Genomic DNA, 13,172 nt, shown 5'->3' on the forward strand with positions numbered 1-13,172 from the left:
CTGTGGATAACTCCGGGGGTGTCAGTCCGGACCCCTATCGTGGAGGCAGTGGTCGAGGGACGACGTACGGGGGACACGGCTATGGGCGGGACGGGCGGGATCACCGAGATGGCAGGGACGATCGATAGCGAGGCGCTGGCCACGCTGCACCGTGTCTTCGGGTACGAGGCCTTCCGCGGCGAGCAGGAAGAGGTCATCGAGCACGTGGTGGCCGGCGGAGACGCCGTCGTCCTCATGCCGACCGGCGGCGGCAAGTCGCTGTGTTACCAGATCCCGGCGCTGGTCAGACCCGGTACGGGCATCGTGGTCTCGCCACTCATCGCGCTGATGCAGGACCAGGTGGACGCGCTGCGGGCGCTCGGCGTGCGCGCCGGGTTCATGAACTCCACGCAGGACTTCGACGAGCGGCGGGTGGTGGAGGCCGAGTACCTGGCAGGCGAGCTTGACCTGCTGTATCTGGCGCCGGAGCGGCTGCGACTGGAATCGACCCTGGACCTGCTCTCGCGTGGCAAGATCGCGGTCTTCGCCATCGACGAGGCGCACTGTGTGTCCCAATGGGGCCACGACTTCCGCCCCGACTATCTGTCCCTGTCACTGCTCGGCGAGCGCTGGCCGGACGTCCCGCGGATCGCGCTCACGGCGACAGCAACGGACGCGACGCACCAGGAGATCACCCAGCGGCTGGGCATGCCGACGGCCCGCCACTTCGTGGCGAGCTTCGACCGGCCCAACATCCAGTACCGGATCGTGCCCAAGGCCGACCCCAAGAAGCAGCTGCTGGGCTTCCTGCGCGAGGAGCACGCGGGTGACGCGGGCATCGTGTACTGCCTGTCGCGCCGGTCGGTGGACACGACGGCGGAGTTCCTGTCCCGCAACGGCATCGAGGCGGTGCCGTACCACGCCGGTCTGGACGCGGGCACCCGCGCCGCCCACCAGTCCCGCTTCCTCCGGGAGGACGGCCTGATCGTGGTCGCGACCATCGCCTTCGGCATGGGCATCGACAAGCCGGACGTCCGCTTCGTCGCCCACCTCGACCTGCCCAAGTCGGTCGAGGGCTACTACCAGGAGACGGGCCGCGCCGGCCGCGACGGACTGCCGTCCACGGCCTGGATGGCGTACGGCCTCAACGACGTCATACAGCAGCGCAAGATGATCCAGTCGAGCGAGGGCGACGAGGCGTTCCGGCGCCGGGCCGCCGCCCACCTGGACTCGATGCTGGCGCTGTGCGAGACGGCCCAGTGCCGGCGCGGGCAGCTCCTCGCCTACTTCGGCCAGGACCCCGCCCCGGTGGGGTGCGGCAACTGCGACACCTGCCTCACCCCGCCGGAGACCTGGGACGGCACGGTCGCGGCCCAGAAGGTGCTGTCCACCGTGGTGCGGCTGCAGCGCGAGCGTGGGCAGAAGTTCGGCGCGGTGCAGATCGTCGACATCCTGATGGGCAAGCGCTCGGCCAAGGTCATCCAGTTCGACCACGACCAGCTGTCCGTGTTCGGCATCGGCGAGGACCTCTCCGAGGCCGAATGGCGGGGCGTCGTACGGCAGTTGCTGGCGCAGGGGCTGCTCGCGGTCGAGGGGGACTACGGCACCTTGGTGCTGACCGAGGCGAGCGGGTCGGTGCTGCGGCGGGAGCGGGAGGTGCCGCTGCGGAAGGAGCCGAAGAAGGCGGTGACCGCGCGGTCGGCATCGGGCTCCGGGCGGGGAGAGCGCAAGGCCAAGGCCGCGGTGGCCGAGCTGCCCGAGGCACTGCTGCCGGCGTTCGAGGCGCTGCGGGCGTGGCGGGCCGAACAGGCCCGCGAGCAGGGAGTTCCGGCGTACGTCATCTTCCATGACGCGACGCTCCGAGAGATCGTGACGGTCTGGCCCACGTCCGTGGAACAGCTCGGCGGGGTCGGCGGGGTCGGCGAGAAGAAGCTCGTCACCTATGGGGAGGGCGTGATCGGGGTGCTCGCCGGCCTGGACGGGTCTCCCGCAGGCGCGGCGCCGGGCCCGGAGCAGGAGGCGGACCCGGGCGCGGACCACTGGCCCGAGATGGAAGCGGAGCCGGAACCGGACGACTGGATATAGACGGCTGGACATAGGGGACGGCTGGAGGCAGGGGGAGTCCGGCAGGGTCACAGGGCTCGTGCCGCGTACGCCCTGACGTCCGCGTCGGAGTCGGACGTCGCTGTGGACAGGGCCGCGCGGGCGTCCTCGGTGCCCGCATGCCGGGTCAGCGCCAGGACCGCCGCCTTGCGGACGTCGGCGTTGGGGTCCGCGAGGGCCTTGGCCAGGGTGGGGACGGCCACGTCGGGAGCCGCGGCGGACAGCGCGCCGGCCGCGCCCGCCCGGACCTGCCACGCGGGATCGGACAACGCGGCCGTGGCCCGCTCGGCCAGCGGTGCGGGGCAGCCGGTCGTGCCGAGCGCGCCGTAGGCAGCCGCGCGCACCAGGGCGTCGGGGTCGTCGACGAGGTCGGTGAGGGCGGTCTGGACGGGATCGGGTTCGGGACCGACGGAGGCCGGACCCGCCGGGGCCAGGCGTCCCGCGGACACCGTGGCCAGGCCCTTGGCGATCGTGACACGGACCTCGCGGGACGGGTCCGCGGTCGCGGCTCGGGCGAGTTCCTCCGCGGCGTCGACCGACACCAGCGCACGCACCGCCTCGATGCGGACGGCGACGTCGGAGTCCGTCAAGGAGCCCGCGAACAGTTCGGCGTCGCCCAGAAGCAGGGCACGCAGGACGTCCAGTGCAGCGGCGCGAACGACCGGGTCGGGTTCGGCCAGGGCCGCGACCAGGCCGTCGCGCAGGGCCGGTTCGGGAGGCAGGGTCTCGACCAGTTCGCGCATCGAGGCTGCCGCGGCGGCGCGCACCTGCGCGGCGGGGTCGCGGAGCGCTTCGGCGAGGGCGGGGCCCGTTCCCGGCGGCAGCGCCTCCGTCAGCACGGCGACGGCCTCGCGTCGGACGGCGGGCGCAGGGTCGGTCAAGTACCGGCGCAGGGCGTCGAGTTCGGGCTGCTCCTCGGCGAGGGTGACGAGCTCCACGAGGCGGGCCGAGGACTGCTCGTGGGCAGGGCGGGAGGTCGGGGCCTCCCGGACACTCCTCCCGGCCGGCTCGGCTCCTTCGGCCCCGGCCGCCACCGGCGCCACCTGTCGTGCCCCGGCGGTCGCCACCTGTTCGGGGTGGACCTCGCCGAGGTGGCGGGAGGGACCGCCGGTCGGGGTGAACTCCTCGATCGGCACCAGATAGGGAGCCACGGGACGAGCCGTGAACTCCATCGCACCAGAGGGGGACTTGTGCAGATCGAGGTGGTGGAACCAGGACGCGTCGTCGCGACGAGGGTGGTCGAGACGGTCGTGGTAGAGACCCCAGCGGGACTCCGTGCGCGCCAGGGAGGCGCGGGCGGCCATCTCCGCGCAGTCACGGATGAAGGTGACCTCGGCGCAACGCATCAGCTCGTGCGGGGTGCGGGCGCCCATCTCGGCGATGTCGGCGCGCATCCGCTCGAACGCCTCCAGGGCCAGGGAGAGCCGGGCGCCGGACTTCGGAGGGGCCACGTAGTCGTTCACGAAGCGGCGCAGCTTGTACTCGACCTGGGGCTGCGGCGGGCCGTCCGGATTGCGCAGCGGGCGGTAGACCAGCTCGTGGGCGTCGCGCAGTTGGTCGGCAGGCAGTTCGCCCTCGTACGGCCGGTGGCGGGCCGCGTCCGCGCCCGCCAGGTCACCGAATACGAACGCGCCGATCATGTAGTTGTGCGGGACGCAGGCCAGGTCGCCGGCGGCGTACAGGCGGGGGACGGTCGTACGGGCGTGGTCGTCGACGCGTACGCCGGAGGCCGAGTGGCCGCCGCACAGGCCGATCTCGGAGATGTGCATCTCGACGTCGTGGGTGCGGTAGTCGTGACCGCGGCCGGAGTGGAAGGTGCCGCGGGTCGGGCGCTCCGTCGAGTGGAGGATCGACTCCAGGGCCGCGACCGACTCCTCCGGGAGGTGGCTCAGCTTCAGGTACACCGGGCCCCGGTCGGAGGCGACCTCCGCCGCGAACTCCGCCATCATCTGGCCGGACCAGTAGTCGGAGTCGACGAAGCGTTCGCCGTGCCGGTTGACCTGGTAGCCGCCGAAGGGGTTGGCGACGTAGGCGCAGGCCGGGCCGTTGTAGTCCTTGATCAGCGGGTTGATCTGGAAGCACTCGATGCCGGTGAGCTCGGCGCCCGCGTGATACGCCATCGCGTAGCCGTCGCCCGCGTTGGTGGGGTTCTCGTACGTGCCGTACAGGTAGCCGGAGGCGGGCAGGCCGAGGCGGCCGCAGGGGCCGGTGGCGAGGATCACCGCGCCGGCGCGGACGGTGACGAACCGTCCGGTGCGGGTGTTGAAGCCGGCCGCGCCCACGGCGCGCCCCTCGGCCGTCAGTACGCGCACCGGCATCACCCGGTTCTCGATGCGGATCCTCTCCCGCATCTCACGCCGCCGCAGCTGCCGGTAGAGGACCTTCTTGACGTCCTTGCCCTCCGGCATCGGCAGCACATAGGAGCCGGAGCGGTGGACCTGGCGGACCGCGTAGTCGCCGTGCTCGTCCTTCTCGAACTTCACGCCGTACGACTCCAGGCGCTGGACCATGGCGAAACCGCGGGTGGCGGTCTGGCGGACGGTGGACTGGTCGACGATGCCGTCGTTGGCACGGGTGATCTCGGCGACGTAGTCGTCGGGTTCGGCGCGGCCGGGGACGACCGCGTTGTTGACGCCGTCCATGCCCATCGCGAGGGCACCGGAGTGACGGACGTGGGCCTTCTCCAGGAGCAGTACGTTCGCGCCGTGCTCGGCTGCGGTCAGGGCCGCCATGGTGCCGGCGGTGCCGCCGCCGATGACGAGGACGTCACAGGTCAGTTCGTCGGCGTCGCCGAGAGCGGGGATCGCCAGGGGGCCGGCGGCAGGGTTGCCGGCAGGGCTGTTCGTGGCTCCGGCCGTGGGGGTGTCCGGGGTGCCGTCCGGGGTGGTGTCCACGAGGGTGCCTTTCACGTACTGAGGGAGGTGAGGACGTCGCGCCGCAGCGCCCCGCGCGCCGGGTCGTCGTGCGCGGCGCGGTCGCGAGGGCGGGGTACGTCGCGTACGGCGGTCAGCCGGCCGGAGCCGAGGAGGGCGACGCGGTCGCCGAGGAACAGGGCCTCGTCCACGTCGTGGGTGACGAAGACGACGGTCGCGCCCGTGCCGCGCAGCACCTCCACCAGCAGGTCCTGCATGCCGGCGCGGGTCTGGGCGTCGAGGGCGCCGAAGGGTTCGTCCATGAGGACGGCACGCGGGCGTGCGGCCAGGGCGCGGGCCAGCTGCGCGCGTTGGCGTTGGCCTCCGGAGACGCGGTGCGGCAACTGGCGGGCCCGGTCGGCGAGTCCGACGCGGTCGAGCCAGGCGTCCGCCTGCTCCCCGCGCTGCCTGCGCGGCAACCCCTGGATGGCGAGGGGCAGTTCGACGTTGGCGCGCAGGGTGCGCCAGGGGAGGAGGGCGTCCTCCTGGAAGACCAGGGCGCGGTCGGCGGCGGGGCCCACCAGCGGGTGGTCGTCCTGGCTGATCTCCCCGGCGAGCGGGGGCAGCAGGCCGGCCAAGGTCCGCAGGAGCGTCGACTTGCCGCAGCCGGAGGGGCCGACGACGGTGAGGATCTCGCCGGGTGCGACCTCCAGGTCGACGTCGGCCAGCGCGGAGGCGTCGGGGCGACCGAGCGTGGCGCTCCGGAGGGTGAAGCGGATGCCGCGGACGGACGAGGGGGCGTCGACTTGCGCGCCGTGGGCGGGTGCGGCGACCCGCGTGCCGGTGGGCTGGGCGCGAGGCCCGACGGCGGTCGAGGGTGTGCTCGTCTCCTCGCTGGGCGAGGCTGTTCCCGGTGCGGTGCCTGTCGAGGGTGTGTCGGCTTCCGGGCCTGTCGAGGAGGCGCCGGACTGGGTACCGGTCCGAGGTGCGCTCGTCTCCTCACGGGGCGAGGGCCTACGAGGCTCCGTTACGGACGAGGACACGGCGGCCTTCGCCTCTGGCGAGGAGGCGTCGGTCTCCACGCCGGGCGGTGGCGCGCTCGTCTCAGGACCGGTGAGCAGGCGGTCGCGCGGGTGGGGCTTGGACGTCTCAGACGAGGTGCTCATCGCGCGCCTCCTCGGGGTCGGGCGCGGTGGGTGCGGTCAGCGCGGTCGGCGTGGTGGAGAGGCGGGTCCCGGGCCGGGGGCCGGGGACGTACGACGTGCGGGGCAGCCAGCGGGTGAGGCGGCGGCCGAGCAGCTCGACGGCGGTGGAGGTGAGCCAGCCGAGGATGCCGATGGTGGCCATGCCGACGAACACGCCCGGGTAGTCGACGACCGTGTAGTCCTGCCAGGTGCGGTAGCCGACGCCGTACTGGCCGGAGATCATCTCGGCGGAGATGACGCAGATCCACGAGACGCCGATGCCGACCGACAGGCCGCCGAAGATGCCGGGCAGCGCGCCCGGCAGCACGACCGAGCCGAGGATCCGCCACCGGCCGCCGCCCATGGTGAGCACCGCTTCCTCCCACACCGGGACCAGGGCGCGTACCGCGTGCCGGGTGGAGACCAGGACCGGGAAGAAGGCGGCGGTGCAGGTGATGAAGACGATGCCCTGTTCGTTGGAGGGGAAGAGGAGGATCGCGACGGGCACGAGGGCGATGGCCGGCACCGGGCGGATCACTTCCAGCACCGGGCCGAGCAGGTCCGCGGCGAGACGGGAGCGCGCCACGAGCACGCCCGCCGCCACGCCCAGGACGGCGGCGAGCAGGAAGCCGGTGAGGATGCGGGTGAGGCTGTCGGTGAGGTCGGTCCAGTAGTCGGGTCCGGACAGCCGGCCGGCGAAGGCGCGGGCCACGTCGGTGACGGTGGGGAACTGCGAGAAGCGCAGCCACAGGTCGATGTCCAGGCTGGTCAGCAGCTGCCAGAGACCGAGGGCGGCGGCCAGCGAGCCTATCCGCAGCGCGAGCCGGCCCGCCCGCCTCGGATAGCGGTAGGACGCGGTCCGAATCATGACGCCCGGGCCAGTGCGTCGGCGTACGGGATGACGCGGGCGCCGCCGTGGTCGGCGACGTACGCCTTCGCGGTCGCCGGTGCGACGAAGGGGAGGAGCTGGTCGCCGTCGGTCACCCAGACGGCCTGGTCGGCGAACCACAGGGTGCCGGTGGTGGCGTCGGGGACGTAGGCGGCGCGGATGTCGGCCTGGTGCTGGGCGACGTACCCCAGCAGCTCGGCGGGGGACTTGAAGGTCCGGGTCTGTGCCGAGTCCTTGGGCCAGACCTCGCTCGCGGCCGGGGCGGGGGTGGCGGCGAGGCGCTTCGCGTAGGCCGGGCCGAGGGCCTTCTTGACGTACTGGTCGTCGACGAAGGCGTCCACGTCCACGTCGCCGGTGAGTTTCGCCGACTTGAGGACCGAGACGTCCTGCTTGAGAGCGGAGACCAGTCGGGGCTTGATCGCCGGGTCGAAGGTGGCGATGCCGTGGGCGCCGTTGTAGAGGTAGACGACCTCGGCGGGCAGGCCGGTGGCCTTCGCGACCTTCTCGGCGGCGGCCACCGGATGGGCGTTCAGGTAGTCGGTGGCCTCCGCCTGGGCCTTGAGGAAGGCCTCCAGCACGGCCGGGCGCTTCCTGGCGAAGTCCTCGCGGGCGGTGACGCCGTGGAAGGTGGGGAGGTTCAGGAGGGCGCCGTCGTACAGGGCCTTCGCCTTGCCCTGGAAGGTCAGCAGGCCGGGCCAGGCGACGAACTGCGAGAGCGCGTCCGCGCTGCCGGCGGCGAGGGCCGAGGCGCCCACCGCGGGCTGCTGGTTGAGCTTCTCGATGCCCTGGTCGGGGTCGATGCCGGCGCGTTGCAGGGCGCGGACGAGGGTGCCGTCGGCGGCCGAGCCGATGCTGGTGGAGACCTTCTTGCCGCGGAGGTCTTCGAGGGAGGCGAGTTTCGCGTCCGGGGAGGTGACGATCGTGTTGAGGCCGCCACGGAGGTTGTAGCCGGTGACGGACACCAGGTGGGTGGGCTCGCCGAGCTGCTTGCCGCGGGCCGCGTTGATGAGGAGCGGGAAGTCGCCCATCGAGCCGATGTCGATCTTCCCGGCGGTCATCTGGGCGGTGATGGGGGCGCCGGTGGCGTAGTCCTGCCAGTTCACCTTGTAGGTGATGCCGTCACCGAGGGCGTTGAGCTGTTTCTCGAAGGAGCCGAGGGAGCGGAGGAGGGTGCCGGCCGTGACCGTGTTGATCGTCTTGGACTGGTAGCCGACGGTGACGGTGACCGTGGAGCCGTCGCCGGCCTCCGCACTGCCGCCGCAGGCGGTGAGGGGGAGGAGGAGTGTGACGGCAGCTGCGGCGGCGACTGCGGTGCGTTTCATGGGAGTTGGTGGCCTCTCACCGGAGCAGATAGGGCATGTTGACCGTGACGGCTCCGGTGGGACAGCGGGCCGCGCACGGGCCGCAGTACCAGCACTCGTCGACGTGCATGTAGGCCTTGCCGCTGCTCTCGTCGATGGCGAGGGAGTCCAGCGGGCACATGTCCACGCAGAGCGTGCAGCCGTCGATGCACTTCGACTCGTCGATGGTCACGGGCACGTCGGCCCGCTGGGGCGCCAAGGGCATGGCTGTCTCCAGGAAGGTGCGCAAGCAGGGATTTCGAGCGGAACCGGGGGGTTACAGCGACCGGTGCAGCAGGCCGCTCATCGTGATGCGGTCGCCGCGGAAGCGGATGAACTCCAGGTCGACCGGGCGGCCGTCGGCGAGGTGCGTGAGCCGTTCCAGCATGAGGACGGCCGCGCCGCGCGGGGCTTCCAGTACGGCGGCTGAGTGGGCGTCCGCGTTCACCGCCTCCAGGGTGATCTCGGCGTGGCCCAGGGGTTGGCCGGTGATGCCTTCCAGGAGGCGGAAGACGTCGGTGTTCTCCAGGTCGGCGCCGAGCAGGGCGGTGCCGAGGTCGAGGGGGACGTAGGTGAGGTCGAGGGAGAGGGGGAGGCCGTTGAGGCGGCGCAGGCGTTCGATGTAGAGGACGTCGGTGCCGGGGGCGACGTGGAGGCGTTCGGCGACGGGCACGGGAGCGGGGGCTGGGCCCATGGTGCGGACCTCGTTGGTGACCCGGCCGTGTTCGCGCAGGGTTTCCGCGAGGCCCATCAGGCGGTCGAGGCCGTGGGGGTACTTCTGGGCGACGACGACCGTGCCGACGCCGGGGAGGCGTTCCACCAGGCCTTCGGCGCGCAGCAGGTCCAGGGCTTGGCGGACCGTGTTGCGGGAGGCGCGGTAGTCGGTGGCGAGGGCGGACTCGTGGGGGAGGGTGCCGTCCGGGAAGCCGTCGGTGAGGAGTTGGTGGCGTAGGAGGTCGGCGAGTTGGCGGGCCTGGTCCGCGCGCAGCCGACGACGCGTGCGGTGGGCGGCGACGGTGGTCGCGCCTTGGCCGGCGTGGTCGCGGATGCGGTCGGAGAGGGGCATGTTTCGAACCATACCGAGGCGGTAGGGAAAGTCGTGTTGCGGGATTGTTGCGCCACCGGAGGCTCCGCCGGTGGGGTCGTTGACCTGGGGTTTCTCGTGGTCGTGGGGGAGATCTGCCACCGGGTGTGCGACGCGGCCGGGTGTGCGACGCGGCCGGGCTTGCGGCGCGGCTGGGGTGTGCGGCGCGGCTGGGGTGTGCAGCGCGGCCGGGGTGGGGCTGGGCGGGGGTGGGTCGCGCAGCCCGGCGCTGACGGGGTGCCGCCTGCGCCCACCCGTGCCGCCCCAGCGGCACGACTGCCCGCAGTCTGACGGTGTCGGGGTGCCGCCTGCGCCCACTCGTCCCAGCGGCACGACTGCCCGCAGCTGGGCGGTGCCGGGGGTGTCGCCTGTGCCCACCCGTGCCCAGGAGCGCGGCGGCTCGGTGGTGCGCGGCTGGGCCCCAGCGGCACGACTGCCCGCAGCTGGGCGGTGTCGACTGCCCTCAGACGGGGTGGGTCCTACGACAGTGCTGTCAGGCCCGGGGCGAAGGTGATCAGGAGGGGGAGCAGCGGGACCAGGGTCGCCACCGTCGTCGTCAGGGCTCGGTGGCGGGGGCCGAGGCGGGGCTGGGGTTCCAGGAGGCGGTCCACTCGTTCTCCGAGGAGGCGGTGGGTGGAGGCGCAGGAGAGGACGCCCCGGTGCTGGTTCAGCTCGATCAGGGCCAGGGCCGTGGTCAGGTGGCCGCAGCGGCGGGAGGCCGTGTCGTCGGCGGACAGTTCGACCAGGCGGTGGGTCTGGTCGCAGAAGTGGGCGAAGAGCGGGATACGGGGGAAGCCGGTGGCGAGGGCGGTGGAGAGGTGGAGCAGCCAGTCGTGGCGGGCGCGGGCGTGGCCGCGCTCGTGGGTGAGGACCGCGTCCAGCTGGTGGTCGGTGAGGCGGTGCAGGGCACCGGTGGTCACGATCAGCTGGGGCGGGCTGCCGGGCATCCACCAGGCGTCCGGGTACTCGTCCTCGAGGACGAGCAGGGGTCCGCGCGAGGCGGGCAGGCCGGCCGGCAGGTCGGGGGCGCGTTCGCGCAGGTGGGCGCGGGCCTGGCCGCGGTGTCGGCGGGCCTCGACGAGCTCGCGGGCGAGCATCGCGGTCGTCCAGGCGGCCCCGCCGGCCAGCAGCAGGGTGAGGGCGACGGCCCAGACCGGGGCGGCGGAGAGGTCGTACGCGGCGGTCACGGCCGGCGGTGCCGGCGCGAAGACGTGGTCGCGGACGGTGTGGAAGACGGCCGCGGTGCCCAGCACCAGGGCCGCCAGACAGCACAGCAGGACGGTGGCGACCAGGCACTGCCACACCCACAGCGCGACCACGGGGTCCCGCTCGGGCCACGCGGCCCGGGTCAGCGCGCGCGGAACCGGCACGGCGGCCGCCAGGGCGACGGCGCTCAGCAGGAGCAGGCAGACAGTCATGCCACGGGCTCCGGATCCTGTTCGGAAGAAACGGCTGCTATGGGTGCACAGTGCGCGAAGGGCAAGCACCGCACGGGCTGTACGAGGGGCGACGGCGTCGTCCGTCGTCCTCACAGGCCACGCCGCCCGTCGCCAGTATGACGGCGGCGGGCGGCGTACGGCAGGTGTCGGAAGTCGTTCAGTGGGGTGCGGTGTGAAGCGGGGACGGCACCACCCGGCCGGAGACCTCGCCCAGTCCCACCCGGACACCGTCCGGGCCGGGGGCCCAGGCCGACAGGGTCACCTGGTCGCCGTCCTCGAGGAACGTCCGCTTGCCGTCGGGGAGTTCGAGGGGATCGCGGCCGTTCCAGGTCAGTTCCAGCAGCGATCCCCGCTCCCGTTCGGAAGGTCCGCTCACCGTGCCGGAGCCGTACAGGTCGCCGGTGCGCAGGCAGGCGCCGTTGACGGTCATGTGGGCCAGTTGCTGGGCGGCCGTCCAGTACATGGTGGAGAAGGGCGGCTCGGAGACGACGTGGCCGTTGACGGCGACCGAGATGCGCAGGTCGTAGCCGCCGGGTTCGTCGTCCGTGTCGTCCAGGTACGGCAGCAGGGGGTGGGTCCGCTCCGGGGGCGTCACCCGTGCCGACTCCAGGGCGTCCAGCGGGGTGATCCACGCCGACACCGAGGTGGCGAAGGACTTGCCGAGGAACGGGCCGAGAGGGACGTACTCCCAGGCCTGGATGTCGCGCGCGGACCAGTCGTTCAGCAGGCACAGCCCGAAGACGTGCTCGCGGAAGTCGGTGAGGGCGACGGGCTCGCCCGCGCGCGAGGGGGCCCCGACCACGAAGCCGACCTCGGCCTCGATGTCCAGGCGGACGGAGGGGCCGAAGACGGGCGCCGGGTCGGAAGCAGCCTTCCGCTGCCCCGACGGGCGTACGACGTCCGTGCCGGACACCACGACCGTGCCGGAACGGCCGTGGTAGCCGATCGGCAGGTGCTTCCAGTTGGGGGTCAGGGAGTCGGCGGCGTCCGGGCGGAACATCTGGCCGACGTTCCGGGCGTGGTTCTCCGAGGCGTAGAAGTCGACGTAGTCCGCCACCTCGAAGGGGAGATGCAGGGTCACCGAGGACAGGGGGTGGAACAGCGGCTCGATGGTCTCGCGGTGCGACGGCACCGTCAGCCATGCCGTCAGCGCGCGCCGTACGTCCGACCAGGCGGTGCGGCCCGCGGCGAGCAGCGGGTTCAGGGAGGGCCGCGCGAGGAGGGAGACGTACGGGGAGCCGAGGGCGGCGGCGGCCGCGCCCGCGTCCAGGACGTGGTCGCCGAGGCGGACACCCACCCGGCGATCGTCGGATCCGGGGAGCGAGAACACGCCGTACGGGAGGTTGTGCGTGCCGAAGAGGTCACCCTCGGGGACATCGAAGGGGGGCATGGGTGCTGCCTCACTCTCGTGCGTACCGTGCGTTCGATGTGGTCGCGCCACACGTTGTCGGGCCACACGTTACGGCTGAGTTGCGTGGGCGGACACAGGCAACGGCCACGCGGCACCCGGCGGGCGTGGTGCCGCTGCCACGGTCCGCGGTCTGACGACGGGAAGGCCGTCAGCCTCGACCCTTCGGGCGACGGGCCGGGCGTCAGTGCCGCTTCGTCCGCCACGGGCCGGACGTCACGGCGCTTCGTCCGCGCGCTGCCAGGCGAGGAAGTCCTCGATCAGCTCCGGCGGATTGGCCGCCTCGGTGGCCTCGATCTCCCAGGGGACGAAAGGTTTCGCCACCTTGGTCGCGCTGTGGCGAACGGGGGCCCGGTCACGACGTGCAGACGTCCTTCAGCTTGTCGGCCGCCGCGTCGATCCTGCCGGTGTCCGGGTCGGTGTCGCCGTTCAGGACGGCCTTGTTGTAGTCCTTGACCGCCTGGTTCAGGTCGGCGGCCGCCTTGTCGACCTTGCTGTCGTCCGTGTCGTCGTTGATCTTGTCGAGGTTCCTCTCGATCGTGTCGATCGACTCGTCCGTGCGGGCGGGGTCCTTCGCCGCGTCCCAGCCGGCCTCGTGGATCGCCCTGAGGCTGTCGGAGATCGTGTCGGCGTTGGACACGCAGTCCAGCGAGTTGTCGAAGCCGTCGGGGTCGCAGGCGGTGGCGACCCCGGCGGTCAGGGCGACGGCGGCGACGGCGACGCCGATCCTGGTGATACGGAGGCGGCGCGGGCGGTTCGTGGACATGGGCTGTCCCTTCGTCGAGGAGAGGCGTACATCCGTGAGGATCTCTGTCGACCACGATCCCGTCGCCCGCCCGCCGCCACGAGGGAACGGCCACCCGTATCCGTGGTGTAGCCCACTACACCGTCCGG

At 72.5% G+C, this 13,172-nt stretch carries 10 protein-coding genes; 1 reads left to right on the plus strand and 9 read right to left on the minus strand.

Features of this window, described 5'->3' with window-relative positions; translation table 11 throughout:
- Positions 1–81 precede the first annotated feature (81 nt).
- The gene (gene recQ, locus ACFWWR_RS12745) at positions 82–2,064 is read left to right on the plus strand and encodes a DNA helicase RecQ (RefSeq protein ID WP_383867796.1); all 1,983 of its coding nucleotides are present in this window, start codon (positions 82–84) and stop codon (positions 2,062–2,064) included.
- Between the two features lie 47 nt (positions 2,065–2,111).
- Here the strand turns inward: recQ and ACFWWR_RS12750 are convergent, their stop codons facing one another.
- The 9 genes from ACFWWR_RS12750 to ACFWWR_RS12790 form a co-directional block, all read right to left on the minus strand.
- Positions 2,112–4,892 (minus strand): fumarate reductase/succinate dehydrogenase flavoprotein subunit, encoded by a 2,781-nt coding sequence (locus ACFWWR_RS12750; RefSeq protein ID WP_383867794.1) that lies wholly within the window; start codon positions 4,890–4,892, stop codon positions 2,112–2,114.
- A 95-nt stretch (positions 4,893–4,987) separates the two neighbouring features.
- A complete protein-coding gene (locus ACFWWR_RS12755; RefSeq protein WP_384303219.1) occupies positions 4,988–5,713 on the minus strand; it encodes an ABC transporter ATP-binding protein in 726 nt (241 codons plus the stop codon).
- Between the two features lie 370 nt (positions 5,714–6,083).
- On the minus strand, positions 6,084–6,986 hold the full coding sequence (locus tag ACFWWR_RS12760; RefSeq protein WP_383867674.1) for an ABC transporter permease: 903 nt from the start codon (positions 6,984–6,986) through the stop codon (positions 6,084–6,086).
- Complete coding sequence (locus tag ACFWWR_RS12765; protein ID WP_384303174.1) at positions 6,983–8,329, minus strand: ABC transporter substrate-binding protein; 1,347 nt, start codon at positions 8,327–8,329, stop codon at positions 6,983–6,985. Before ACFWWR_RS12765 ends, ACFWWR_RS12760 begins: the two co-directional genes overlap by 4 nt.
- Before the next feature lie 16 nt (positions 8,330–8,345).
- Positions 8,346–8,573, minus strand: coding sequence for a ferredoxin family protein (locus ACFWWR_RS12770; protein ID WP_030347217.1), 228 nt, complete (start codon positions 8,571–8,573; stop codon positions 8,346–8,348).
- Positions 8,574–8,624: 51 nt separating this feature from the next.
- Positions 8,625–9,413, minus strand: coding sequence for a GntR family transcriptional regulator (locus tag ACFWWR_RS12775; RefSeq protein WP_383867669.1), 789 nt, complete (start codon positions 9,411–9,413; stop codon positions 8,625–8,627).
- 497 nt (positions 9,414–9,910) lie between these two features.
- Positions 9,911–10,849, minus strand: coding sequence for a M56 family metallopeptidase (locus ACFWWR_RS12780; protein ID WP_384303176.1), 939 nt, complete (start codon positions 10,847–10,849; stop codon positions 9,911–9,913).
- Positions 10,850–11,027: 178 nt separating this feature from the next.
- Positions 11,028–12,260: a fumarylacetoacetase gene (fahA, locus tag ACFWWR_RS12785; RefSeq protein ID WP_384303178.1), complete on the minus strand. Its 1,233-nt coding sequence runs from the start codon at positions 12,258–12,260 to the stop codon at positions 11,028–11,030.
- A 373-nt stretch (positions 12,261–12,633) separates the two neighbouring features.
- The gene (locus ACFWWR_RS12790) at positions 12,634–13,044 is read right to left on the minus strand and encodes a hypothetical protein (RefSeq protein WP_384303180.1); all 411 of its coding nucleotides are present in this window, start codon (positions 13,042–13,044) and stop codon (positions 12,634–12,636) included.
- Positions 13,045–13,172 lie beyond the last annotated feature (128 nt).

It is taken from the genome of Streptomyces sp. NPDC058678 (genome assembly GCF_042714835.1).
In the GTDB taxonomy this organism is placed as follows: domain Bacteria; phylum Actinomycetota; class Actinomycetes; order Streptomycetales; family Streptomycetaceae; genus Streptomyces.

Coding starts and splice junctions, on each gene's coding strand:
- ACFWWR_RS12765 (WP_384303174.1), bottom strand. CDS start 8,329: ATGAAACGCACCGCAGTCGCCGCCGCAGCTGCCGTCACACTCCTCCTC.
- ACFWWR_RS12770 (WP_030347217.1), bottom strand. CDS start 8,573: ATGCCCTTGGCGCCCCAGCGGGCCGACGTGCCCGTGACCATCGACGAG.
- ACFWWR_RS12775 (WP_383867669.1), bottom strand. CDS start 9,413: ATGCCCCTCTCCGACCGCATCCGCGACCACGCCGGCCAAGGCGCGACC.
- recQ (WP_383867796.1), top strand. CDS start 82: ATGGGCGGGACGGGCGGGATCACCGAGATGGCAGGGACGATCGATAGC.
- fahA (WP_384303178.1), bottom strand. CDS start 12,260: ATGCCCCCCTTCGATGTCCCCGAGGGTGACCTCTTCGGCACGCACAAC.
- ACFWWR_RS12790 (WP_384303180.1), bottom strand. CDS start 13,044: ATGTCCACGAACCGCCCGCGCCGCCTCCGTATCACCAGGATCGGCGTC.
- ACFWWR_RS12780 (WP_384303176.1), bottom strand. CDS start 10,849: ATGACTGTCTGCCTGCTCCTGCTGAGCGCCGTCGCCCTGGCGGCCGCC.
- ACFWWR_RS12760 (WP_383867674.1), bottom strand. CDS start 6,986: ATGATTCGGACCGCGTCCTACCGCTATCCGAGGCGGGCGGGCCGGCTC.